Raw genomic sequence first — 24,949 nt, 5'->3', positions numbered from 1 at the left:
CGCTGGGAAGGCGTGCCCTCCCTGGCCGACGCCCTGCGCATGCTCAAGGCGCAGGCCGAGCGCACACCCTCGCCGCAGTGGGTGCGGGTGGTCGGCGGCTGGAACGAGTTCCAGTTCGCCGAGAAACGCATGCCCACGCTGGACGAGCTCAACAAGGCCGCGCCGGACACTCCGGTGTTCGTCCTCCACCTCTACGACCGCGCCCTGCTCAACCGCGCCGCACTCAAGGTGGTCGGCTACACCAAGGACACCCCCAATCCGCCCGGCGGCGAGATCCAGCGCGACGCCAATGGCGAGCCCACCGGCATGCTGGTCGCCCGGCCCAACGCGATGATCCTCTACTCGACGCTGAGCAAGGGGCCGAAGCTGCCGCTGGAGTACCAGGTCAACTCCACTCGCCAGTTCATGCGCGAGCTCAATCGCCTGGGCCTCACCAGCGCCATCGATGCCGGCGGCGGCTACCAGAACTACCCGGACGACTACCAGGTGATCGAGGAACTGGCCAAGCAGGGCCAGCTCAGCGTGCGCATCGCCTACAACCTGTTCACCCAGAAGCCCAAGGAAGAGCTGGCCGACTTCCAGGCCTGGAGCAAGTTGGTCAAGCCCGGCCAGGGCGACGACTTCCTGCGCCACAACGGCGCCGGCGAGATGCTGGTGTTCTCCGCCGCCGACTTCGAGGACTTCCTCGAACCGCGCCCGGACCTGCCGCAGACCATGGAGCAGGAACTGGAGCCGGTGGTGCGTCACCTGGTGGAGCAGCGCTGGCCCTTCCGCCTGCACGCCACCTACGACGAATCCATCTCGCGCATGCTGGACGTGTTCGAGAAGGTCAACCGCGACATCCCGTTCAACGGCCTGCCCTGGTTCTTCGACCATGCCGAAACCATCTCGCCGAAGAACATCGAGCGCGTTCGCGCCCTCGGCGGCGGCATCGCCATCCAGGACCGCATGGCCTTCCAGGGCGAGTACTTCGTCGACCGCTACGGCGCCAAGGCCGCCGAGCAGACCCCGCCGATCCAGCGCATGTTGGCCGAAGGCGTGCCGGTGGGCGCCGGCACCGACGCCACCCGGGTGTCCAGCTACAACCCCTGGACCTCGCTCTACTGGCTGGTCAGCGGCCGCACTGTCGGCGGGATGGAGCTGTACCCCCAGGGCCTTTCCCGCGAGACCGCGCTGCAGCTGTTCACCCACGGCAGCGCCTGGTTCTCCAGCGAGCAGGGCAAGAAGGGCCAGATCAAGGTGGGCCAGTTGGCCGATCTCGCGGCGCTGTCGGCGGACTTCTTCAGTGTCGAGGAGGAAGCCATCAAGTGGATCGAGTCGGTGCTGACCGTGGTCGATGGCAAGGTGGTGTATGCCGCCGGCGAGTTCGACAAGCTCGGCCCTCCGCAACTGCCGGTGTTGCCCGAGTGGTCGCCGGTGGCCAAGGTCCCCGGCCACTGGAAACCCACCGCGCCACTCGCTGCCCAGGTGCATCAGTGCGTCGGCGCCTGCGCCGTGCATGCCCACAGCCACGAGCGGGCGCGCCAGTCGAGCGTGCCGGTGAGTGACTTCCAGGGTTTCTGGGGTGCCTTCGGTTGTTCCTGCTTTGCCTTCTGACCTGGTTAAGCTGCCCCCACGAGCGAGCCGGGTCTCCGGTTCGCTTTCTTGTCGAGGAGATCGGCAGCCATGGCCCTGACACTGGCACGTCTGGCTCTGCTGGCAATTCTGGTCGATACGCTCGAAGCCAGGGCGGAAACGGCGCGCCAGCCTGGGGATGCAGCTTGGTCCCTGCTTGGCCGCAACTACTTCCTGCATAACGATTTTCGTGGTTCATCTCATACTGGCCAGAGCTACCAGCAGGAATGGGCACAAGGCTTTATCGCCGAAGTTACGTCCGGGTTCACGCCCGGCACCATCGGCGTGGGTATCGACGCCCACGGTTTTCTCGGTCTCAAGCTGGACGGCGGTCGCGGACATGCCGGTACCGGCCTGTTGCCACGCGATGCCGAAGGCCGCGCCGCCGACAACTTCTCCAGCGCCGGGGCCGCGTTGAAGATGCGTCTGGGGGAAAGCCAGATCAGGTATGGCGAGATGACCGTCGAGACACCGGTATTTGACACGGCAGACAAGCGCCTGCAACCGGAATACGCCACTGGCGTCCTGCTCGACAGCCGCGACCTCTTGAACCTGCATGTCCAGGCCGGACGCTTCACCCGTTTTAAGAACCAGAACGGCAGCTCGGGGCACGACGAGTTCACTGGCTATGGGGTGTCCACGCGAGGCAGCGCGATCAGCTTCGTAGGCGCGTCTCTCACTACCGAGGCACCGTTCGGCGCCGCGCTCTATGCCTCGCAACTGGACGACATCTGGCGCCAGGCCTACCTCAACCTGCACTTTCAGCAGGATGCCCTGACGTTAGACGGAAACCTCTACAAGGCAGGCGATCAAGGCGATGCCCGCGCCGGCGACATCGATGTCCTGGCCTACAGCGCGCTGGCGAAGTACCAGATCGGTGGCCAGGCCTTTACCCTCGCATTCCAGCACGTCCAGGGCGACACGCCGTTCGATTTCGTCGGCGGTGATTCGATCTACCTGGCCAACTCGATCAAATACGCTGACTTCAACGGCCCGCACGAACGTTCCTGGCAGGCCCGCTACGACCTGGACCTGGGCGACCTCGGTATCCCCGGCCTGACCTTTATGGCTCGCTACGTCAGTGGGCGTGGCATCAATGGCAGCAAGGCTCCCGTCGGTGGTGCCTACAACTCGCTGGATCCGGTCAGCGGCCTGCCCATCCCACAGCAAGGCAAGGGGGGACGTCACTGGGAGCGCGATCTTGACCTGCGTTACGTCATCCCTTCCGGTCCAGCAAAGGACCTCATGCTGAACCTGTCGCACGTTATCCATCGCGGCAACGATGCTCAGGCCGCAGATGATATCGACCGTCTCTATCTGATTCTCGAATACCCTCTGAAAGGCTGGCTCTGACCATGACCCCACCTGCTACCTCCCCCTGGAGTCCACTGCGCCATGCCACCTTTCGCTGGCTGTGGCTGGCAAGCATCGCCTCGAACATCGGCACCTGGATGCACGAGGTGGGCGCCGGCTGGCTGATGACTTCATTATCCGCCAGCCCGATGCATGTGGCGCTGGTCCAGGTCGCCGGCTCCGCGCCGATGTTCTTTCTGGCTCTACCGGCCGGGGCCCTGGCTGATATCGTCGACCGGCGCCACTACCTGCTGCGGGTGCAGCTGTGGATGGCGCTGGTCGCCATGGGACTGGCCCTGCTGACCCTGGGCGGGCTGATCACGGCACCGCTGCTGCTGCTGTTGACGCTCGGCATGGGCATCGGCACCGCCTTGATGATGCCCGCTTGGTCTGCCCTAACCCCCGAGTTGGTGGACAAGAACGAGTTGCCGGCCGCCATCGCCTTGTCTAGCGTCGGGGTGAACGTGGCGCGCGCTGTCGGACCGGCGATCGCCGGGGTACTGGTCAGCCTGAGCGGCCCCTGGGCGACGTTCGCCCTGAATGCCCTATCGTTCTTCGCTGTGATCGCGGTGCTGTTCTTCTGGCGCCGTGAGGTGGCTCCGGCGGTTTTGCCAGCGGAGCGGCTGTTCGGTGCGATTCGCGCCGGCTGGCGCCATAGCCGCGCCTCGAAGCCGCTGCAGGCAGTGATGGTCCGCGCCCTGGCATTCTTCTTCGGTGCCAGTGCCGGCATGTCGCTGCTGCCGCTGATCGTGCGCACCGAGTTGGCGGGCAGCGCCACCGACTTCGGGCTGTTGCTCGGCAGCGTCGGCGTCGGCGCGATCGCTGGGGCCATGCTACTGCCGCGTCTGCGCCCGTTGATCCGCGCCGACTGGATGGTTGCCCTGGCCAGCCTGGTGTACGCGCTGGTGATAGTCGCCCTGGCTTTCGTGCGCGACTTGCGCCTGCTGATTCCGGTGATGCTGCTCAGCGGCTCGGCCTGGATCGCGGTGCTGTCGACCCTGCAGGTTGCGGCGCAAACCTCGGTGCCGAGCTGGGTCAGGGCCCGGGCGCTGTCGGTGTACATCCTGGTGTTCTTCGGCAGCATGGCCGCCGGAGGCATGCTCTGGGGCTTCATTGCCAGTCACAGCTCGATCCCGCTGGCGCTCTGTGTCGCCGCCACGGCTTTGCTATTAGGTGTCGGCACCACGGCCTGGTTCAAGCTGCCGGTCACCGACGCGGAAGACCTGGCTCCCTCGCTGCACTGGCCGGTACCAGTGCTGGTCGCCGGCCAAGACCCTGACCGCGGGCCGGTGATGGTTACCCTCGAATACAACATCGCCCCCGAGCACTGGTCGGCCTTCCAGGCGGCCATGGCCGAGGTACAGCGCATGCGCCAGCGCAACGGCTCATTTTCCTGGGGGCTGATGCAGGACACGGAGAACCCGCGGCGCTGGTCGGAGTTCTTCTTCGACGAGTCCTGGCTAGAACATCTGCGCCACCACAACCGGGTCACCCGTGCCGAACAACGCATTGAGGCGCGGGCCAGGCGTTACCAAACCGAAGGCATTGCGATTCAGATCCGCCACCTGTTGTCCGGACAGGCTGGCTGACCCCAATTTCGCTCGATGAGACGGGCGAAGCAGAACGCTGGCGGGTGACCGCCGGCGGCAACACACATCGAAAATCCCAAAGGAGTCACCCATGAGCACCGTAACGCCCTACAAGCGACTGGATAAGAATGACGCAGTAGTCCTGTTGGTCGACCACCAGACGGGCCTTATCTCCCTAGTTCAGGATTTTTCGCCGAACGAGTTCAAGAACAACGTGCTAGCACTGGCCGATCTGGCCAAGTTCTTCGAGTTGCCGACCATCCTGACCACCAGCTTCGAGCAGGGGCCGAATGGCCCGCTGGTGCCGGAACTCAAGGCCATGTTCCCAGACGCGCCCTATGTGGCACGGCCCGGGCAGATCAACGCCTGGGACAATGAGGACTTCGTCAAGGCGATCAAGGCCACCGGCCGCAAGCAATTGATCATCGCCGGTGTGGTCACCGACGTGTGCGTGGCCTTTCCGACCCTATCCGCCCTGGCCGAAGGCTTCGAGGTGTTCGTTGTCACCGATGCCTCTGGCACTTTCAACGAAACCGTGCAGCAGGCGGCCTGGGCACGCATGAGCGCCGCCGGCGCGCAGATGATGAATTGGTTCTCGGTGGCCTGCGAACTGCACCGCGACTGGCGCAACGACATTGAAGGGCTGGGCAACCTGCTCTCCGAGCGTATCCCCAACTATCGCAACCTGATGAACAGCTACGCGGCGCTAACCAAGTAGCAGAGGGCGCCTGGCTGGCTTGAATCGGCCAGGCGCGCCACCGCGCGAGACCTCGGTCCGCCCGTTGGCGGCCGGATTGACCACTGCGCCAGCAGACCGCCGTGCCAGCGACTACGCCCGCGATTCAGTCGTTGAAAAACCTGATGATGAAGAAGCTGAGCTACGCAGCAGACGCCCCGGTGGTGGATAACCTCAATGTCGAGACCATAAGGCCTCGCGGTCCAGTCCTGCTTCAGTGCATCTGATTGCTGGGAAAACTCGCCCATGTTAATCGCCAGGTGATTCCCGGGCGGAGCATATGCGCCCAGTTCGCCGGCGCCTAATGATCGTTCCTGGCTCTGCTGTCGAGCCTTCAGCAGTATGGAGAAAACCAGCCCATGAACCGGACCGAAATGCGCCGTGTCGATCTCAATGTGCTGATCGTGTTCGAGACGCTGATGCACGAACGCAACCTCACCCGCGCGGCGGAAAAGCTGTTTCTTGGCCAGCCGGCCATCAGCGCCGCGCTCAGGCGCCTGCGCGAGTACTTCAACGACCCGCTGTTCGTGCGCACGGGGCGGACGATGGAACCGACCAAGCGTGCGCTGGAGATCATCGAGCAGTTGCGGCCCGCCCTGGATGTCATGTCCAACGCATTGAGTCATGCCAAGGAGTTCGACCCGGCCACCAGCGACCTGGTGTTCCGGGTCGGTCTCTCCGACGATGTCGAATGTGGGCTGCTGCCGCTGTTACTTAAACACCTGCGCGCCGTGGCCCCGCACGTCGTTCTGGTGGTGCGTCGGACCAACTTTCTGCTGCTGCCGGGCATGCTCGCCTCCGGGGAGATATCCGTCGGGGTCAGTTACACCACCGAACTGCCAGCCAACGCCAAATGCCGCACGCTGCGGCGCATCCACACGCGGGTGCTACGCGCCGACGACCGCCTCGGCCCTCTCACCCTGGACGAGTACTGCTCGCGACCGCACGCGCTGGTGTCCTTCTCTGGCGACCTGTGCGGCAATATCGATCAGGACCTCGCCCGGATCGGCCGCACGCGCCGGGTGGCGCTGGCCGTGCCCCAGTTCAACGGTCTGCGCGCGCTACTGGCCAACTCCGAGATGATCGCCACAGTGCCGGACTATGCCGCCGACGAGCTGATCGCGGGCGGGGAGTTGCGCGCGGAGCCACCACCCTTCGAAATAGTGCCAGCGAAGCTGTCAATGGTATGGAGTGGCATGCAGGACTGCGATGTCGCCGAGCGCTGGCTGCGCGGGCAGATTGTTCGCTTCCTGAGTGAAGACGGTTACGGTGCGAGCATAGAATGAGCGGTGCGCTATTTCTTGGCAGAATACTGAGCAGCCGATAGGTATCCTCCGCGAATACCGAGGAGGCTGCTGATAGCACAAGATCGATGCATGAGTGCTTCGGGTTGGATAGCAACGGCCTAACCTAGATCACTGCTACGGATGTTCAGACGTCGGTCTGTTCCGACATCTCCAGTGCGTCATTTAATAGCTCCTGATTTTGTAGCCATCCAATGGCTACTTTTGGCGAAAGCTGACCCTGGCGAGACCGGCCACAAATCATCCGGGCGAGCGGAGATCTTCAAATACGGCGCCATTTGCCCGGTCTTGCCGTGACCGAGCGGGATTGAGGCCGGTCCAGCCCCAATCCCGCCACTTCCAGCCCTAGTCGTGCTGCAGGGGTGGGGTTCGCGGAGGGACCAGCCGCTTCGTCCCGGTCGACTCGAACGCCGAAGCGAAGCGAAGCAGGGCCGAATCGTCATAGGCGCGACCAGCGAATGTCAGCCCGACTGGCATGCCGATGTCCGGCATGACGCCCATCGGCACGGTTACCGTGGGGACGCCCAGGTGGCGGATCGCGAGGTTGCCGTTGGCAACCCAGATTCCGTTACTCCAGGCGATATCCGCAGACTCCGGATTCACATCCGCATCCGCCGGCCCCACGTCGGCCACTGTCGGGAAGATCACCGCATCGAGCCCCAGGCGCTCCATCCAGTCCTCGAGGTCGATGCGACGTGTCTGTTCGAGCCCGCGCAGCCCGTCAGGTAGCGTGGAGATCTGATCCCACGGGGTGATGCCGCGCTCGGCCAGCCGCACGTACTCGTCCATGCCGGCGACCAGGTCGCCTTCGCGATTCGGCAGGGTCCCCGGGTCGTGGGGGAAGATCTGCGGTCCGTCCACATCGGCCAGACGGTTCAGCTTGGGATCGCCGTTGGCGCGCAGGAAGTCATCGAACGCCCAGGCCGACAGGTCCCACAACTCGTGATGCAGGAACTCCTTGGACACCAGGCCACGGGTGAACACCGTCGGCGCCCCGGGACGGTCGCCCTCGCAATTCGAGACCAGTGGGAAGTCGACCTCGACCACTTCGGCACCGGCGGCCTCGAGCGCCTTGCGAGCCTCTTCCCAGAGCGCGATCACGGAGGGCCGGGTGTTGATTCGCTGGCCGGTCGGACCACCGATGCCGGGCGCTTCGCTGGTGCCCGCTTCGGGGTCCGCGTTGATATACATACGGGGAACGCCGAGGCGCTTTCCGGCGAGTGCGTCGGTTTTCGCGGCAAGCTCCTGATAGGAGGCGGGACGAACCGAGGCGACACTCGGAATGGGCACCCAGGGCTGCAGCCGCCACAGGTCTCCCCGTGTGTCGGGATCATCCGCCACCACCACGTCCAGCACCTCGAGGAGGTCTGCCATAGTCCTGGCATAGGGCACGACGACGTCCATGGTCGGAGTCAATGGCCAGTTCCCGCGCACCGAGATCACCCCACGGGAAGGGGTGTAGGCGCACAGGCCATTGTTCGATGCAGGCCCGCGTCCGCTCGACCAGGTTTCTTCAGCGAGTCCGAATGCCGCGAAGCTGGCTGCCGTCGCCGTACCTGCACCGTTCGATGATCCCGATGCGAAGGGGGCGGTGAGATAGCCAGCATTGTACGGGCTCTCGGCGCGTCCATAGACCCCGCGCTGCATGCCGCCGTTCGCCATGGGCGGCATATTGGTCTTGCCCAGGCAGATCGCCCCGGCGGCACGAAGCCGTTCGATGGTGAACGCATCGCGATAGGCAACCAGGTTCGCGAACGCGGGGCTACCGGAGGCCGCCGTGAGCCCCTTGACCAGATAACTGTCCTTGGCCGTATAGGGGATGCCATCGAGCGGGCCAAGGGTTTCGCCCCGGGCCCGACGGGCATCGGACGCCTCCGCTTCCTTGAGAGCATCGGGGTTTCGAACCACTACCGCGTTGAGGGCGGTGGGCGTGTCGGGTCCGTCGTAGGCATCGATCCGGGCGAGATAGGCCTGGACAAGCTCGATCGCGGTCGCTCGGCCAGACTCGAGCGCAGCGCGCAGTTCGGCTATGGAAACCTCGGTTACCTCGATCATGCTGTCACCGCCGGTTGCTGGTGGGTCAGGCAGTGGATGTCTCCATCACACGGCACCTTGGGCTCGGCTCTCATATTGCTCCTCGTTTCACTGCATCATGCGACTGGTTCAGGACTTGCTACCTGGGCTAGCGAAGTCGCTGGGCGTTCCATTTGGTTATGTCTGCGTCAGGTGTTGCTAGTTATCAACCGACGAGCCTGAAGCTCCGTAGGAGCGAGCTTGCTCGCGAAATGAGCCCCTTCGCCAGCAAACCGACTCCTACAAGAGTTCCGGTCAGTTGCAACACTCAACCAGGACAGAGCCTTCTATTTTGCACCAAGCTGGTCGCAGAGGAATCAGTATGACGGTTCGTCCCCGATGTCGCTTCTGGCGATCTGCCGAAGCTACCGCTTTGAACTCGAAAGCGACTTGTTCTCCTGCAGGCATCTGTTTCATGCGCGTTCTCCCTGATGATGGGGACTGGAATGGAACTGGCTGCGACGGCGCATCAACCAGTACGCCGCCGGGATGACGAAAAGGGATAGCAGAGGTGCGGTGACCATGCCGCCGACCATGGGGACGGCGATCCGGCTCATCACTTCACTGCCGGTGCCGCCGCTCCAGAGGATGGGAAGCAGGCCAGCGATGATGACGGCGACGGTCATGGCCTTGGGCCGAACGCGCTGTACCGCACCTTCCCGGAGAGCGTCCTGCAGGGCGGCGTTCGTGGTTTGGCCGGTGTCTTGCCGTTCCGTCCAGGCGTTCTTCAGGTAGAGCAGCATGATCACGCCGAACTCGGCGGCTACGCCGGCCAGGGCGATGAAGCCGACGCCGGTCGCGACCGAGAGATTGAAGCCCATCAGGTAGAGGAGCCACACACCTCCGGTCAGCGCGAAGGGCAGGGTGGCCATGATCAGCAGCGCTTCATCGAAACGACCGAAGGTGAGGTAGAGCAGGACGAAGATGATCGCCAGGGTGGCAGGCACCACCAGTTTCAAGCGCGCATTGGCCCGTTCCAGGAACTCGAACTGCCCTGAGTAGCTGAGGCTCATGCCCGGGGCCAGGCTGACCTCGCCCTCGACCGCCTCACGCAGGTCGGCCACAACCGAGGCCAGGTCCCGTCCGCGAACATCGATGTACACCCAGCCTGATGGGCGGGCGTTCTCGCTCTTGAGCATCGGCGGGCCATCGACTATCCGAATCCGCGCCACCGCCCCCAGCGTGATCTGGCCGCCCTGGGCGGTATAGATCGGCAACCGCTCGAGGGCATCGACCGAGTCTCGCCACTCGCGCGGGTAGCGCAGGTTGATGGGATAGCGAGCCAGTCCTTCCACGGTCTCGCCGATGTTCTGGCCACCGATGGCACTGGCCACGATCGCTTGCACGTCGGCGATGTTCATGCCATAGCGGGCGGCGCTCTGGCGATCGATGTCGATGTCTATGTAGCGTCCGCCAGTCAGGCGTTCGGCAAGGGCGGAGGTCACGCCCGGAACCGTCTTGGCGGCACGCTCGACGGCCTGGGTCGCCTGGTCGATTTCATCGAGGTTCGTTCCGGCGACCTTCACGCCGATAGGGCTTTTAATACCTGTAGCCAGCATGTCGATCCGATTGCGAATCGGTGGAATCCAGATGTTGGTCAGACCCGGCACCTTGACCACGCGATCCAGCTCCTCGACCAGTCTTTCGCTGGTCATCCCTGCGCGCCACTGATCCCTGGGCTTGAAGCGTACCGTGGTCTCGAACATCTCCAGCGGTGCCGGGTCGGTGGCGGACTCGGCTCGTCCAGCCTTGCCGAAGACCCGGTCAACCTCGGGGACGGTCCTGATCAGGCGATCAGTCTGTTGCAGCAGTTCGGACGCCTTCTGCGCGGACAGGCCGGGTAGAGCCGAGGGCATGTAGAGCAGGTCGCCTTCATCCAGCGGTGGCAGGAACTCGCCGCCCAGGCGTGAGAGGGGCCAGAGCGTGGTGAGGAAGGCCAGCAGGGCCACGACCAGGGTAGCCCTGGGATAGCGCAGCACGGCATCCAGCGCCGGCTGGTACAGGCGAATCAGCCCACGGTTGAGCGGATTGCGTTGTTCGGGCGGCAGCCGGCCCCGTATCCAGTACCCCATCAGGACCGGAACCAGCGTCACCGACAAACCCGCCGCTGCCGCCATCGCGTAGGTCTTGGTGAAGGCGAGCGGTCCGAACAGGCGACCTTCCTGGGCCTCGAGGGTGAATACGGGTATGAACGACAGGGTGATGATCATCAGGCAAAAGAACAGCGCCGGGCCCACTTCGACCGCCGCATCGGTCATCACGCGCCAGTGCTGCTCGCCGCGCAAGGTTTCGCCGGGGTGGTTGGCGTACCAGACTTCGACGCGCTTGTGGGCGTTTTCGATCATCACCACCGCCGCGTCGACCATGGCGCCTATGGCGATGGCGATCCCGCCAAGGGACATGATGTTGGCGTTGATGCCCTGGTAGCGCATGACTGCGAATGCGATCAGCACTCCCACCGGCAGCGAGACGATGGCGACCATGGACGAACGCAGGTGCCAGAGGAACGCGGCGCAGACCAGGGCGACGACGATGAACTCCTCGATCAGCTTCTGGCTCAGGTTGAGCACGGCCCGCTCGATCAGCTGGCTTCGGTCGTAGGTGGTGACGATCTCCACGCCGTCGGGGAGGCTTTTCTTCAGCTCTTCGAGCTTGGCCTTCACGGCGGCGATGGTGTCGCGGGCATTCTTGCCGCTGCGCAGGATCACCACGCCGCCGACGGTTTCCCCTTCGCCATCGAGTTCGGCAATGCCCCGTCGCATCTCCGGTCCGAGTTGGATGGTCGCCACATCGCCCAGTGTGACCGGGGTGCCCTCCTGCGTCAGCTTCAGCGGCACGGCGCGAAAGTCGGCGAGGGTTTTCAGGTAGCCGGTCGCCCTGACCATGAATTCGGCCTCGCCAAGCTCCAGTACCGCACCCCCGGTTTCCTGGTTGGATTTGCCAATGGCCTCGGTCACTTGGTCCTGGGTAATTCCCAGGGCTGCCAGGCGGATCGGGTCCACCTGCACCTGGTACTGCCTGACCATGCCGCCCACCGTGGCGACCTCGGCCACATTGGGCAGGGTCTTCAGCTCGAACTTGAGGAACCAGTCCTGCAGGGCTCGCAGTTGCGCCAGGTCGTGGGCGCCGCTGCGGTCCACCAGCGCGTACTGGAAGATCCAGCCGACCCCCGTGGCATCCGGACCCAGGGCAGGCTTGGCGGCTGCAGGCAGGCGCCCCTGCACCTGGCTCAGGTATTCGAGTACCCGTGAGCGCGCCCAGTAGAGGTCGGTGCCATCTTCGAAGAGCACATAGACGAAGCTGTCGCCGAAGAAGGAGAAGCCCCTGACTGTCTTGGCCCCCGGTACGGAAAGCATGGTGGTCGCCAAGGGATAGGTGACCTGGTTCTCGACGATCTGCGGCGCCTGGCCCGGGTAGCTGGTGCGGACGATCACCTGTACATCGGACAGGTCGGGCAGGGCATCGATGGGTGTGCTGCGCAGTGACCACAGGCCCCATGCCACCGCGAACAGGGTGGCGAGCAACACCAGGAAGCGGTTGGCCACCGACCAGCGTATGAGTTTTTCGATCATTTCGCGGCCTCCAGCTTCTGCAGCTGCTCGATCTGCAGTCCGGCGTCGGTTTCACGCACCTTGAAACGGATACGGTCGCCCACCTTGAGTCCAAGGAGCAGTTCGGGCCTGGCCAACGGGAAGCTCATGCTCATGCCGGGCATGCCCAGGGTCTTGAACGGACCGTGGGAGATGGTCAATTGCTGGTCGCCGATTTCGACGATGCTGCCCTCTGCCTCATGCAAGGCGGGCGGTTCCGGCGCGGAAGGCGCCTTGGCAAGGGCGCGGGCTTCGATACCCTTCAGGCTGGCTTCCGAATCGATCAAGAATTGCCCGGAAGAGACGACCTGCTGGCCGGCGTCCAATCCATTCAGCACTTCCACCTGGCTATCGCTTTCCTGACCCAGCTGGACCTCGACCGGGCGGAAGCGGCCGTTGTCTTCGGCGAGCATCACGAGGGCACGTTTGCCCGTGCGGATGACGGCTTCGCTGGGCAACTGCAGAACTTCCGTCCGGCTATGCTGGTTCAGCCGCGCCTGTGCGGTCATGCCCGGGCGCAAACGGCCGTCCGGGTTGTCCAGCTCGATGCGTATGCGCAACGTACGGCTTTGTGGGTCTGCCTCGGGAAGCACGCTGGCGAGCGCCCCGTGGATCACTTCCCCCGGAAGGGCCGGCAGCCGGGCTTCGACTGTCTGCCCGACCTGCAGCGCCCCGGCCTGGGATTCCGGGATGGCCACGTCCAGCCAGATGCGCTCCACCCCATTGATGCTGGCAAGGGTCTGCCCGGCTGACAGGGTCATGCCCGTACGCACGTCGAGCTCCCGGATCACGCCGCGGATGGGGCTGGTCAGTGTCATGACGGGTTTGGCCTTGCCACCGCGCTCAACCTGATCGATCAGCTCCGCCGGCATTCCGAGCAAACGCAAACGCTGGCGGGCGGCAGCAGCCAGCTCAGGGGAGCCGGTGCGGCGCAGGGCCAGGAACTCCTCCTGGGCGGCGGCCCATTCGGGGATCAGCAGGTCGGCGAGGGGCTCGCCTGCTACCACCAGATCACCAGGAGCGCGCGCATAGGTCCGCTCGACAAAACCACCGGCCCGGGCCTGTATCTGGGCGACCGCGCGCGCATTGAAGGCCAGTGCGCCGGTCACCTGCAGGGTTCGCTCCAGCTTTCCCCTGGTTACCCTGGCCAGCCGCACACCGAGGTTCTGCTGGACGCCGGGGTCGATGCGGACGGAGGTGCTTTCACCCGGCTCATCGGCATATTTGGGAACCAGCTGCATCTCCATGAAGGGCGACTTGCCGGGGCTGTCGAACTTCTGCTGGGGGAACATCGGGTCATACCAATAGAGCGGCTGGCGGTCGGTCGGCGGTGAGTCGGGATGGCCGCGAACGGCCATGGAGGCACTTGTCGGACGGCCTTGCATCGCGAACCAGTAACCCGCTGCCGCGCCCGCGAGCAGGACCAGTGCCAGCAGCGCCAGAAGTTTCCACGCTGCACGGTTCATGGGCGGCCCTCCCCGTAGGTGAAGTAGAGGCGGGCAGCGGCGAGTGCTTTCAGCCCTTGCAGATCGAGTGCCCTGAGCCTGGCCTGGACAAGCTCGCGGCGCGCCGCGATGACGCTGGCCAGCTCGGTATTCCCGGCGCGGTAACCGGCCAATGCGAGACTCACCTTCTCTTCGGCCAGGGGGACCTGGGTGGACTGACTGCGGGTAACGGCGCGGTCCAGGCGCTGATAGTCCGCCAGATCCGTTTCCAGCTGCTGGGCGTGCTCGCGCACCAGCGCTTCGCGTTCAGCCTCCAGTTGATTGACCTGGGCCCGGCGCGCGGCAATCTTGGGGTCCTGGCGAGAGCCGGCGAAGAGCGGCAGGTCGAAGGTGAGTTGCACGGTCATCATGTCGCCGAACTCGCGCCCCCGACGTTGGTAGTCGACCTCCCAGCTCCAGTCCGACTTCTTCTCGGCTTCGGCCTCGCGCACCTGGGCTTCGGCTTCCCGCGTCATGGGCTCGTAGGTCGCAAGTTCCGGGTGGCGATGCAGGGCGTGCAGGTAGCTGGAGGCCTCGATGGGCCAGTGCGGAAAGTCGCCGGCAAGGGGGAGGGCGGCTTCCTGGCCAACCCAGCGCTTGAGCGCCGCTCGCGCCTGGGCCACTTGAAGCGTCAGTTCGTCCTGCTGCTCCGCCAGCTGGGCCGCTTCTTGTCTGGGTTCGACGGCGTCCAGAGCCTGGCCTCGTCCTCCTGCCAGGCGAGCGCGGACTGCCTCGGCCAGGAGACGGTTCTCTTTGAAGAACTCGTCGAACTGGGCGAGCTTGCGTTGCTCGGTGTAGGTCGCGATCCAGGCCAGGGCGGTTTCCCGGCGGACTTTGACGCGCTCGGCCTCCGCCTCGGCAGAGGCTCGATCAATCGACGCCCGGGCCGTTTCGACTCGTGCCTTGCGCTTGTCGCGATTGGGCATTTCCTGCATCACGCCGACCATCTGCATGGTCATGAAGTCGCGATCCAGGCTCCAGCGGTCGTCGCCCTCGATGGGCACGTTCTGCAGGCCCAGGGCCAGTTTCGGATCCGGCAGCTCGCCGGCCGGTATCGCAGCACTTTTCGCCGCATCCAGCTTGGCCGCTTGTGCCGTCAGGGAGGGCGCATTTCGTTCGGCCAGCTGCAAGGCATCGTCCAGCGATAGCGATGCAGCCTGGCTCGGCAAGGCGAACAGCATCATTGCCAGGGCGGCAGGAATGGGCCACCCGAAGCAAAGACTGACGGAAGTCATCAGACGATTCCTCTGAATTACCAGCGCATAGGCGCATACCCTCCCGCAGCCGCAAGCGACGCAGGTGGGAGTTCAGGTAGGGAGAGGAATCAGGCGGTGGGAGGTCGCCAGAGATCGTCAGGGGAAAGGTCGGGGAAGATGCCGGGATAGGTGTCGGCCGGAACAGGTCCGGCCCAGGGGGCCGGCGGCTTCACGATTGAAACCTGGAGCATGGTGCTGGTCTTGCATTCCTGACCGGTTTTGCAGGCCTTCTTGCCATGCTCTCCCATCTTGCCCATGTCATCGCAGCAGTCGTGATCCATGTCCGCCATCTGGCTCATGCCAGCAGCTTGCATGGGGCAGGGTTCGGTCGGCGCCTCGATGCCCGCCATCCCGCTCAGGGGTAGCGCAAGGCTGATCAGAAGGATGAGGAGAAACCGAATGCGGCGTTGCATGCTGCGGAGTTTAGTCCTTGGCTCGCGGCTGGAGCAATTGCCGAATGCCTGGATGCAAGTATGTTTTTCATGGTTCCGGGAATGGCCCTCGCCAGCCGGTCTACGCGACCTGAAGCTCCGCTCGGGGCTCACAGGAATTGGTGGCGCGCCGTACGACTTCCGGTCCCCAGGCTGGGCTTCAACCTAGCGCTCCGGTGCCGAGCTACCCATGGGCGGCTTCATGCTCGTCCAGATCGAGATGGTCGACGACCTCTGTGGCGTCATGAATCGGGCGATACAGCTAGGGGCATCTCAAAGGTTACGTGACCAACTCACGCATCAATCCGAAGACGGAATGGAGCTTGGCATCCTTGTTGATCCTTTCGGATACATCTGGGCTCTTCATGGCTCCATCGACTGACCTGATTCAGCTCGTCTGATTGAACAGATCGATCAGGGCCAGTGGATGAGGCCGGCGTCGACGTAGTCATAGGACGGCGTGGCTCGGATTCGAGTTTTTCAACAGAATCGGCCGAAATCGACACGCCTGGTCTGGCAGATCCGCCACCCGGAGGCACCCGCAGAACGCATCGATACACGGAGCGCCATAGGGGCTCAGTGATCACCTCGCTCTCTGGCTATCCAACACCAGGGTGATGGTTCCATCGGCACTTGATGAGACGTAAGGATCAAGTGTCGGGAACCTGTCCGCGGCCCGCTCCACCAGCAACTCCCCCGCAAGGCGAATCCGCTCAGGGGTAGGCTTCGCGAGCCTGATGCTCTCTCTCGCAAGGCCATTGGCTTGCAACTCTGCGGCAGCTCGTTCGAACAGTTCATCCAGCAGGACCAAGGTTGCTCTATCCATGGTTTTGCCCTTTGTTGCGAATGTCCTACTTCGATGTCGGGTTACCGCCATCGCCTCCCCACGCCTGGACTACCTGAAACCCTGAAGGCGCTGCTGCGACCGATGCAAGGGACGCGCCTGAAACGGCCAGTGAGGAGGCGCCGGGACGTGCGAATGACAGCGGCCGCGTCGGCTGGCTGGGAGCGGCGGGCTAAGCGCAGTGCCGAGCGTTTCTTCCGCTCCAGCAAAGCTGGTGAATTCACTTCGAAACGAGTCGATGCAAAGCATCATGGAAATACGCAAGTGGGCATTGAGGCCCAATCCTGGATGAGATAACCCCATCTTCGGGGCCAACGGGGACGGCGATGTGGCGCGAGTCCAAGGTCAGAGGGACTTTCGAGCACTCATCCGGGGCTCGGGGTGGCGAACCTGGAGTTGATCGATACCCGCGCAGCTCACGCATCCGCTCGCCGAATCGGGCTACGTGCAGCCTCCCTCAGGCTGTCCAGCAAATCCAGCACGGCGCTTTCCGGGTGATCCTCGTCGCGCCAGCACATACCGATAGAGCCTTCGGCCTCCAGCTCGAAGTCCAGGCGGCGCAGCAGGCCGCGGCCGTGAAAGTGTTCGGCGACGCGACCTGAGGCCACCGAGAGCATGTCGCTGTTCTGCATCAGCCAGAGGTTGGCCATCAGCGATGAAGACTCCACCCGACACGGCAGGGGCTTGAGGCCCGCATTGCTCAGGGCCGTGTCCAGGCGGGTGCGGATCGGCGTTCCCTGTGGCCAGAGCAGCCAGTCGTACTGGTAGAGATCCGGCCAGCGCAGGGCCTTGCGTTGCAGCAGTGGATGCCCCGGCCGCGCTACCACCTGCATGGGTTCGCGGAACAGCATTTCGCTATTGAGGCTCGCGCTCGGCTGGTAGTTGTCGACCCGTCCGACCACCACATCCAGTTGCCCCAGTTCCAGGCGCTCCAGCAGCACATTCATGGTGTTTTCCTGCAGCGAGACCTGCGCCTTCGGATGGCGCTTGAGGAAATAGAGGATGGCGTCGGGTACCAGGCTGGGGGCGGAGGCGGGGGAGGTGCCGATGGCGACGTTGGGCGTATTGCCCTCGCGCAGGGCCTCCAGGTTGCTCTGCGCCCGCTCCATCTCGCTGAGGATGCGACGCGCGTGCCCCACCAGCAGGGTGCCCTCGGGGGTAGGCCGCAGGCCCCGGGCGTGGCGTTCGAACAATACCGCTCCGGCGTCTTCTTCCAGCTCCTTGAGCCATTTCGACAGGCCCGGCTGGGTGGTGAACGCCTGGCGCGCGGTATCGCTCAGGCTGCCGGTCTCGGCCAGGTTCACCAGGAGCTGCAGGTGGCGCGGGCGCAGGCGACGGGTCCAATGCATGGCGGGATCTCCCATACGTTTTAGGGTATGACTCTATCTGAAAATATCATTTTTAGTGTATGCCTTGCGGGAGTTTAATCGCTCCAACGACGGGGGCCGCTGCCCGAGCAAACGTGCCCTGCCAGCCACTTCACAGCCCGTCATAGGTGAAGCGATGAATAACAACGAAAACATCGGTAATGCGCGCGCCGAGTTCTACCAGCGCATCGATACCCAGGCGCTGTTTCCGCTCTGGGAGCAATTGCACAACCTGGTTCCCCGCCAACCCGTAAGCGACTGCGTGCCCGCCTTGTGGCGCTTCAGCGAGTTGCGCCCCTACCTGATGGAAGCCGGCCAACTGATCAGCGCGGAAGAGGCGGTACGCCGCGTGCTGGTACTGGAGAACCCTGGGATCCGTGGCCAGGCATCCATCACCCCGAGCCTCTACGCCGGCCTGCAGCTGATCCTTCCCGGTGAGATCGCCCCCAGCCATCGCCATACCCAGTCGGCCCTGCGCTTCGTGGTGGAAGGGCGAGGCGCTTACACCGCGGTGGACGGCGAGCGCACCACCATGGAACCGGGCGACTTCATCATCACGCCGTCCTGGACCTGGCATGACCACGGCAACCCGAGCGAAGCCGAGGGTGGCGAGCCGGTCATCTGGCTCGACGGCCTGGACATTCCTACCGTGCGCTTCTTCGGTGCCGGCTTTGCGGAGAACTATCCGGAAGCGGTGCAGCCCGTCACCCGGCCCGAAGGCAACAGCAATGCGCGCTACGGCGCCAACCTGCTGCCGCTGCGCCATGAGGTACGCGGTGCCACGTCACCGATCTTCAACTACCCCTACGCCCGTACCCGCGAGGCGCTGGACACCCTCTTGCGCCAGGGTGAGCTGGACGAGTGGGACGGCGTGAAGTTGCGCTACGTGAACCCGGCCACTGGCGGCTGGGCCATGCCCACCATCGGCACCTGCATGCAACTGCTGCCACGCGGATTTTCCGGCAAGACCTGGCGCAGCACCGACGCCACCGTGTTCTCGGTGGTGGAGGGCAGCGGCCGAGCGCTGATCGCCGGGCAGACCTTTCTCTTCGGCGCCAAGGACATCTTCGTCGTGCCCAGCTGGGCGCCGGTGAGTCTGCATGCCGATGAGGACTGCGTGCTGTTCAGCTACTCCGACCGCCCGATCCAGGAAGCCCTGGGGCTCCTGCGCGAAGCCCGCGAAACCCATTGAACCGAGGAACCGACTGCCATGACCTACGTATTCCCGCCGCAAGCGCCGACCAGCCTGCCGATAGCCGGTAGCGACGCGCGATTCCCGGTCCGCCGTGTTTACTGCGTGGGCCGCAACTACGCCGCCCATGCCCGCGAAATGGGCTTCGATCCGGACCGCGAGCCGCCATTCTTCTTCTGCAAGCCGGCCGACGCCGTGGTGCCGGTGGCCGACGGCCAGACCCTGGAGCTGCCGTACCCGGCCGAGACCCGCAACTACCACTACGAGATCGAACTGGTCGTGGCCATCGGCAAGGGCGGCCGCGACATTCCCGAGGAGCGTGCCAATGAGCACGTCTGGGGCTATGCCGTGGGCCTGGACATGACCCGCCGCGACCTGCAGATGACGATGCGCGAAATGGGTCGCCCCTGGGAAATCGGCAAGGCCTTCGACGCTTCCGCGCCCATCGCGCCGCTGCAGCCGGTCAGCACCGTCGGCCATCCGACCAGTGCTGGTATCTGGTTGCAGGTCGATGGCGCCGACAGGCAACGCAGCGACATCGACAAGCTGATCTGGTCGGTGCCGGAAACCATCGCCTACCTCTCGCGCTTCTTCGAGTTGCAGCCAGGCGACCTGATCATGACCGGCACGCCTGAAGGGGTCGGCCCAGTGGTGGCCGGCGAGCTGATGACCGGCGGCGTGGACGGTCTCGGCGAGATCCATGCCCGCGTGATCTGACCTCCGTGGGCCGGCACCCCGGCCCGCTTCCCCATACCGACAAACCGGCCGCCGCACTCGCGCCGGCCCGGAGGGTTCCCGCATGTCTTCCACACACAAGAACAACAGCGTGGATGTACAGGACTTCATCGACGGACAGGCCGTCGCCCCGTTCCAGTGGCTGGTCCTGATCCTGTGTTTCCTGGTCACCGCCGTCGACGGCCTGGATACCGCCGCCATCGGATTCATCGCCCCGGCGCTGCGCGAGGAATGGCAGCTTGGCGCCAGCGCCCTCAGCCCAGTGCTCGGCGCCGCCCTGGTCGGGCTGATGCTCGGTGCCTTTATCGCTGGCCCCCTGGCCGATCGCTTCGGCCGCAAGCGTGTCCTGATGCTGTCAGTGGCCTGCTTCGGTGGCTTCAGCCTTCTGGCCGCCTTCGCCCCCAATGTCGAGATGCTTGCCCTGCTGCGCCTGCTCACGGGCCTCGGCCTCGGCGGTGCCATGCCCAACGCGATTACGCTGACTTCCGAGTACTGCCCGCAGCGGCGGCGTTCGCTGATGGTCACCAGCATGTTCTGCGGCTTCACGCTGGGTTCGGCCCTGGGCGGCGTGGTGGCAGCGCACCTGGTACCGGCCTTCGGCTGGCGCAGCGTGCTGGCACTTGGCGGTGTGCTGCCCCTGGCGCTGCTACCCCTGCTACTGTGGCTGCTTCCGGAGTCGGCGCGCTTCCTGGTACAACGCGGCGCCGACAGCGCTCGTGTGGCCGGCATTCTGCGCCGCATCGGCCCGCTGCCGGCGAGCTGGGATGGAAGCTTCAGCATCCAGCAGGGGGAAGGGGGGCAGGGCGCTGCCTCGCCGATCCGGCTGATCCTCAGCCGCCCCCTGCGCGTCGGCACGCTGATGCTCTGGGTCACCTTCTTCATGAGCCTGATGATCATCTACATGATGACCAACTGGTTGCCGCTGCTGATCAAGGACACCGGCCTTACCCTCAGCCAGGCGGCCATGATCAGCGCCATGTTCCAGATCGGTGGGACTGCCGGCGCCATATGCCTGGGTGCCGCCATGGACCGCTTCGAGCCGCACCGCGTACTGGTGGCGGCGTACCTGCTGGGCGCCGTCTGCCTTTTCGCTATCGGTCAGTACCACACCCACTACGGCCTGTTGACCCTGTGCGTCGCCGGCATGGGTTTCTGCATCAGCGGCTCGCAGGTGGGCGCCAACGCCCTGGCCGCGTCCTTCTACCCCACGGCCAGCCGCGCCACCGGGGTGGGTTGGGCCCACGGCGTGGGGCGCATCGGTTCGGTCTGCGGAACCCTCGGCGGCGGCTTCATGCTCGGACTGGGCCTGGACTTCAGCAGCATCTTCACGGTGCTGATGCTGCCCGCTGCACTGGCCGCCTCTGCCATCTTCCTCAAGGGGGCACGGGCGACAGCCACGGCGCGCGCCGCGTCCCCAGCCCTTCTCTGAACTCAGTGGAACCACCGCCATGCAGCTCTACAGTTTCTTCAACAGCTCCACCTCCTACCGTGTGCGCATCGCCCTGGCCCTCAAGGGGCTGGTGGCGGACTACCACGGCGTCAACTTGCGCGCCGGTGAGCAGCGCAGCGCCCAGCACCGGGAGCTGAGCCCGGTGGGCGGGGTGCCGGTACTGGTGGACGACGACGGCGCCACGCTGACCCAGTCGTTGGCCATCATCGACTACCTCGATGCACGCCATCCCGAGGTACCGCTGATTCCCCGCGAGCCGCTGCAGCGTGCCCGAGTGCTGGAAGTGGCCAACCTGATCGCCTGTGACATCCACCCGATCAACAACTTGCGCGTGCTTGGCTACCTGCAGCAGACCCTTGGCGCGAGCGCCGAGCAGAAGAACGCCTGGTATGCGCACTGGGTCCAGCAGGGTCTGGCGGCGGTCGAGGAACTGCTTCGCCGCCATGGTTGCGGGCCTTTCTGCTTTGGCGACGCGCCGACGCTGGCCGACTGCTGCCTGGTGCCCCAGGTGGCGAACGCCGAGCGCGTAGGCTGCGAACTCAGCGGTTTCCCGCTGGTACTTGCCGTGTACCGGCACTGCCAGGCGCAGACCGCCTTCCAGCTGGCCGCGCCGGGCCAGCAACCCGATTTCATTCAATAAGAAGCGGGTCCGCCAGGCGCGGGCCCAGATCTGAACTTCGTGGAGTACCGAACCATGACTGCCCAACGCCAACAACAGAAGATCATCATCGTCGGTGGTGGAATCGGCGGCCTCGCCGCTGCCCAGGCCCTGACCCAGCAAGGCATCGAAGTGCTGCTGCTGGAGCAGGCCTGCCAGATCGGCGAGATCGGCGCCGGTATCCAACTCGGCCCGAACGCTTACGCGGCACTGGATGCCCTGGGCGTCGGCGAGGCGGCTCGCAAGCGTTCGGTGTTCACCGATCACCTGATCATGATGGACGCCATCGACGCCCACGAAGTGGCACGCGTCGACGTCGGCGAACGCTTCCGCCAGCGTTTCGGCAACCCCTACGGCGTGATTCACCGGGCGGATATCCACTTGTCGATCCTGGAAGCGGTGGAGCGCAACCCGCTGATCCGCTTCCAGACCTCCACCCGCATCGATTCCATGGAGATGGACGACCGGGGCGTAACCCTGGTGGACAGCAACGGCAACCGTTACCAGGCGGACGCGGTGATCGGCTGCGACGGGGTGAAGTCGGTGATCCGCGAGAAGCTGGTGGGCGATGCCGCTCGCGTCACCGGCCATGTGGTCTACCGTGCGGTGGTGGAGGCCGAGAACATGCCCGCGGACCTGCGCGTCAACGCGCCCATGCTCTGGGCAGGACCGCGCTGCCACCTGGTGCATTACCCGTTGCGCGGCGGCCAGCAGTACAACCTGGTGGTGACCTTCCACAGCCGCAACGAGGAGCAGTGGGGCGTCACCGACGGCAGCAAGGAGGAAGTGCTGTCCTACTTCGAGGGGATCCACGAGCGGCCGCGGCAGATGCTCGATCGACCCACCTCCTGGCGCCGCTGGGCCACTGCCGATCGCGACCCGGTGGAGAAATTGGGTGAAGGCCGCGCCACCATCCTCGGCGACGCCGCCCACCCCATGACCCAGTACCTGGCCCAGGGTGCCTGCATGGCGTTGGAGGACGCGGTGGTATTGGGGCAGGCGGTGAATGCCTGCGACCACGACCTGGCGGCAGCTTTCCGTCTTTACGAGTCCATTCGCATCCCGCGCACTGCCCGGGTGCTCTGGTCCGCACGGGAGATGGGCCGCCTCTACCATGCCAAGGGCGTCGAGCGCCTGGTGCGCAATCAACTCTGGGAAGGGCGCAGTCAGGACCAGTTCTACGATGCCATCCAGTGGCTTTATGGCTGGAATATGGATAACTGCATGGGGCGCAGATAGGCAGGGTTTGAGGGGGGGCTGTACAAGCACATCCGCTTAGGCTGCGCGGTGAAGTCCATCCAGCCTCTCGGTAGAAAGGGTGCTTCGTATGGCCTCGATCCGCTTGTCGATCAGAGGTGTGAGCAATGAGTAGAGCTCGGCAGGCTGAATGGTCGTTCGCTGTCCGCCGAGCAGGTTGTCGGTCACTTGGGCCAGGGCGCCCCGCAAGGATTCGTCCGCATCGGTCAGCAGGCGGTCGCGCAGATACAGCAACTGGACCTGCAGTTCCAGTCGGCATTGTTGATGGGCCGCTGCCCGGATGGATAGCCCTCTCAGCCGGCCGAGATCTTCTACCGTCCAGCATCGATCTGCGATTTCTGGGGTGGTGCCGAGCAGATGGCAACGTTGCAGTTCCAGGTAGCGAATCTGACCCAGCAAGCTTTCCAGCAGCCGGCAGTGACCGTCGAAATCCTCCGGGGCCCGTAGCAGACGGTGCCAGTCAGCAAGGTCGCCCGAATCAGCCCAAGCGTTCCAGGCACGCGCCAGTTGCGCCTCGAGGGCCTGGCGGTTGCGTGTTGCGTCACTGCCGGACTGTGCGCCCAGTGCGCGGTGGCGCTGTACACCCTGCATGAGGTCCAGACCCAGCAGCAGCTTCGCGGTCAGCTCCTGATCCCGGCGACGCTGCCGCTGCCGGTCGAGCCTCAGCAGGGTAATTCCGCTGAGAGCCAGTGCGATGAGAATGGCCAGTGTGGGCAGGCTTTGCATGGTCACGGCCTCGCTTCGTCGGTCAGGCGGGAAAGGTAGCGGGTCAGGTCATGGAGGCTGCCGGTCTGTCTGCTCTGTACCTGAAGACTCTCGCTGATCTGCTGCAGCTGTTCGCTGAGGGCCTGGTTCGCCTGCTGATGCTCGCCCAGCGCCTGTTGCATGCCGCCGAAGCGCTGGAGGTTTTCCTGGCTCTTGCGCGCCAGCCGGTCGAGGCTCTCCGCGAGGCTATTGCTTTGTCCGCTGCCGCGCTCCAATAGCTCGCGGTGATGCTCGACCTCCCGGTCCACCCGCCCTACGGCGGCGGCTATGGCCGTGGCGGCAGAGGTGATGCCACGGGTTGTCTGGTCCGTGGCGGTTGCCATCCGCCGGACTTCGTCCGCCACCACGGCGAAGCCGCGGCCCTGTTCACCCGCTCGGGCCGCCTCGATCGATGCGTTGAGGGCCAGGAGCTGGGTCTGCTTGGCCAGGTCCTGGATGCCTTGCACCGACTGCTCGACGAGGGCGGTGCTTTGCAGCAGCTGCTTCACGGCCAGGGCGGTGTCGCCCAGGCTGTCGCGGATATCGATCATGCCCATGCCCAGTTGCTGGGCAGCCCGACAGCCTTCCTCTCCCTGGTCAAGGGCGGCGGCGAAAGACGAACGGGCAGCGCCGGCCATTTCCTCGACGCTGGCCAGGCTGCGTTCGATCTGTTCGCTGGCGGCAGCGATCATGTTCACCCGTTGGCTCTGCTCGCTGCCCTGCAGATTGGCCTTGTGCGCCAGCTGTTCGAGGGCCTGGCTGGCGAAACGCACTTCGCTGTGCAAACGCTCACCACTGCGCAGCCGCTCGCTGCACGCCACCAGCAGGCTTGCCTGATCGCTGGCGGCTCTGCTGCGCAGCTGGCGCGCCAACTCGCTGAACCAGAAGGTCTCGTTACCGCGTTGGCGCTGTTGGTGCAATTGCAGGGCCACGGCCAGATAGAGCGCTCCGAGACCCAGACCCAGGGCGGCCGCCGCCTGGCCGACGTAGGCACAGGTTGCCGCCGCAAGTGCCGCGACTACAGGTGGCCAGGTGTTGGCCCGGACACTGGCGAGCAGGGCGATGCCTGGCTCGAATGGCAGCCAGGCGACATACCGCCCGGGCTTGATTCGTTGTGCTGGAGGGAGGCTGAATGCGCGATCGATCTTCAGCCCACCAGGGGTGGCGAGATTGCTCATGGTCGGTAGCTCCACTGAAATCAAGGCGGTTTCATTCGGTCCTGCCCGTTGTCTCGTCCTTGAGACCGGGCCGGCAGGATCGGTACGCGGCGCG

Annotated in this window: 20 protein-coding genes; 11 read left to right on the top strand and 9 right to left on the bottom strand. The window is 64.8% G+C overall.

The window, feature by feature from the left end; translation table 11 throughout:
* The 5 genes from E8F12_RS08070 to E8F12_RS08050 form a co-directional block, all read left to right on the top strand.
* The coding region (locus E8F12_RS08070) for an amidohydrolase (RefSeq protein ID WP_280324731.1) at positions 1-1,596 on the top strand (1,596 nt) is incomplete at its 5' end.
* Between the two features lie 69 nt (positions 1,597-1,665).
* The gene (locus E8F12_RS08065) at positions 1,666-2,967 is read left to right on the top strand and encodes an OprD family porin (protein ID WP_280324730.1); all 1,302 of its coding nucleotides are present in this window, start codon (positions 1,666-1,668) and stop codon (positions 2,965-2,967) included.
* A gap of 2 nt (positions 2,968-2,969) precedes the next feature.
* Positions 2,970-4,556 carry an MFS transporter gene (locus tag E8F12_RS08060; RefSeq protein WP_280324729.1) on the top strand — a complete coding sequence of 529 codons (1,587 nt, stop codon included), beginning with the start codon at positions 2,970-2,972 and terminating at the stop codon, positions 4,554-4,556.
* Between the two features lie 91 nt (positions 4,557-4,647).
* Positions 4,648-5,274, top strand: a complete 627-nt coding sequence (ycaC, locus tag E8F12_RS08055; protein WP_280324728.1) for an isochorismate family cysteine hydrolase YcaC — start codon at positions 4,648-4,650, stop codon at positions 5,272-5,274.
* A gap of 377 nt (positions 5,275-5,651) precedes the next feature.
* Complete coding sequence (locus tag E8F12_RS08050; protein ID WP_280324727.1) at positions 5,652-6,578, top strand: LysR family transcriptional regulator; 927 nt, start codon at positions 5,652-5,654, stop codon at positions 6,576-6,578.
* 363 nt (positions 6,579-6,941) lie between these two features.
* Here the strand turns inward: E8F12_RS08050 and E8F12_RS08045 are convergent, their stop codons facing one another.
* From E8F12_RS08045 to E8F12_RS08025, 5 genes are all read right to left on the bottom strand, one after another.
* The gene (locus E8F12_RS08045; RefSeq protein WP_280324726.1) at positions 6,942-8,651 is read right to left on the bottom strand and encodes an amidase; all 1,710 of its coding nucleotides are present in this window, start codon (positions 8,649-8,651) and stop codon (positions 6,942-6,944) included.
* A gap of 431 nt (positions 8,652-9,082) precedes the next feature.
* Entirely contained in the window at positions 9,083-12,241 is a 3,159-nt protein-coding gene (locus tag E8F12_RS08040; RefSeq protein ID WP_280324725.1) for an efflux RND transporter permease subunit, read from the bottom strand.
* Positions 12,238-13,725 carry an efflux RND transporter periplasmic adaptor subunit gene (locus E8F12_RS08035; RefSeq protein WP_280324724.1) on the bottom strand — a complete coding sequence of 496 codons (1,488 nt, stop codon included), beginning with the start codon at positions 13,723-13,725 and terminating at the stop codon, positions 12,238-12,240. Before E8F12_RS08035 ends, E8F12_RS08040 begins: the two co-directional genes overlap by 4 nt.
* On the bottom strand, positions 13,722-14,978 hold the full coding sequence (locus tag E8F12_RS08030) for a TolC family protein (RefSeq protein WP_280324722.1): 1,257 nt from the start codon (positions 14,976-14,978) through the stop codon (positions 13,722-13,724). The genes E8F12_RS08035 and E8F12_RS08030 overlap by 4 nt, the downstream gene beginning before the upstream one ends.
* An 89-nt stretch (positions 14,979-15,067) precedes the next feature.
* Positions 15,068-15,412: a hypothetical protein gene (locus E8F12_RS08025; RefSeq protein WP_280324721.1), complete on the bottom strand. Its 345-nt coding sequence runs from the start codon at positions 15,410-15,412 to the stop codon at positions 15,068-15,070.
* 208 nt (positions 15,413-15,620) lie between these two features.
* On the opposite strand from E8F12_RS08025, the gene E8F12_RS08020 reads away from it, so the two are divergent.
* Positions 15,621-15,812, top strand: a complete 192-nt coding sequence (locus tag E8F12_RS08020) for a hypothetical protein (RefSeq protein WP_280324720.1) — start codon at positions 15,621-15,623, stop codon at positions 15,810-15,812.
* A 201-nt stretch (positions 15,813-16,013) separates the two neighbouring features.
* Here the strand turns inward: E8F12_RS08020 and E8F12_RS08015 are convergent, their stop codons facing one another.
* Both E8F12_RS08015 and E8F12_RS08010 read right to left on the bottom strand, forming a co-directional pair.
* Positions 16,014-16,256: a hypothetical protein gene (locus tag E8F12_RS08015; RefSeq protein ID WP_280324719.1), complete on the bottom strand. Its 243-nt coding sequence runs from the start codon at positions 16,254-16,256 to the stop codon at positions 16,014-16,016.
* 434 nt (positions 16,257-16,690) lie between these two features.
* Complete coding sequence (locus E8F12_RS08010; protein ID WP_280324718.1) at positions 16,691-17,623, bottom strand: LysR substrate-binding domain-containing protein; 933 nt, start codon at positions 17,621-17,623, stop codon at positions 16,691-16,693.
* A 154-nt stretch (positions 17,624-17,777) separates the two neighbouring features.
* On the opposite strand from E8F12_RS08010, the gene gtdA reads away from it, so the two are divergent.
* The 5 genes from gtdA (at position 17,778) to E8F12_RS07985 (ending at position 22,915) form a co-directional block, all read left to right on the top strand.
* Positions 17,778-18,833, top strand: a complete 1,056-nt coding sequence (gene gtdA / locus E8F12_RS08005) for a gentisate 1,2-dioxygenase (RefSeq protein ID WP_280324717.1) — start codon at positions 17,778-17,780, stop codon at positions 18,831-18,833.
* Positions 18,834-18,851: 18 nt separating this feature from the next.
* Positions 18,852-19,550, top strand: a complete 699-nt coding sequence (locus tag E8F12_RS08000; protein ID WP_280324716.1) for a fumarylacetoacetate hydrolase family protein — start codon at positions 18,852-18,854, stop codon at positions 19,548-19,550.
* Positions 19,551-19,632: 82 nt separating this feature from the next.
* Positions 19,633-20,997, top strand: coding sequence for an aromatic acid/H+ symport family MFS transporter (locus tag E8F12_RS07995; protein ID WP_280324715.1), 1,365 nt, complete (start codon positions 19,633-19,635; stop codon positions 20,995-20,997).
* 19 nt (positions 20,998-21,016) lie between these two features.
* A complete protein-coding gene (gene maiA, locus E8F12_RS07990; protein ID WP_280324714.1) occupies positions 21,017-21,658 on the top strand; it encodes a maleylacetoacetate isomerase in 642 nt (213 codons plus the stop codon).
* 54 nt (positions 21,659-21,712) lie between these two features.
* Complete coding sequence (locus tag E8F12_RS07985) at positions 21,713-22,915, top strand: 3-hydroxybenzoate 6-monooxygenase (protein WP_280324713.1); 1,203 nt, start codon at positions 21,713-21,715, stop codon at positions 22,913-22,915.
* Positions 22,916-22,951: 36 nt separating this feature from the next.
* On the opposite strand, the gene E8F12_RS07980 is transcribed toward E8F12_RS07985, so the two are convergent.
* Together E8F12_RS07980 and E8F12_RS07975 are read right to left on the bottom strand one after the other, a co-directional pair.
* Positions 22,952-23,659 (bottom strand): hypothetical protein, encoded by a 708-nt coding sequence (locus E8F12_RS07980; protein WP_280324712.1) that lies wholly within the window; start codon positions 23,657-23,659, stop codon positions 22,952-22,954.
* Between the two features lie 2 nt (positions 23,660-23,661).
* Positions 23,662-24,855, bottom strand: coding sequence for a methyl-accepting chemotaxis protein (locus E8F12_RS07975; RefSeq protein WP_280324711.1), 1,194 nt, complete (start codon positions 24,853-24,855; stop codon positions 23,662-23,664).
* Positions 24,856-24,949 lie beyond the last annotated feature (94 nt).

It is taken from the genome of Pseudomonas sp. BN102, from assembly GCF_029871245.1.
Classification (GTDB): domain Bacteria; phylum Pseudomonadota; class Gammaproteobacteria; order Pseudomonadales; family Pseudomonadaceae; genus Metapseudomonas.
This window is presented reverse-complemented; position numbering and strand designations above follow the sequence as displayed.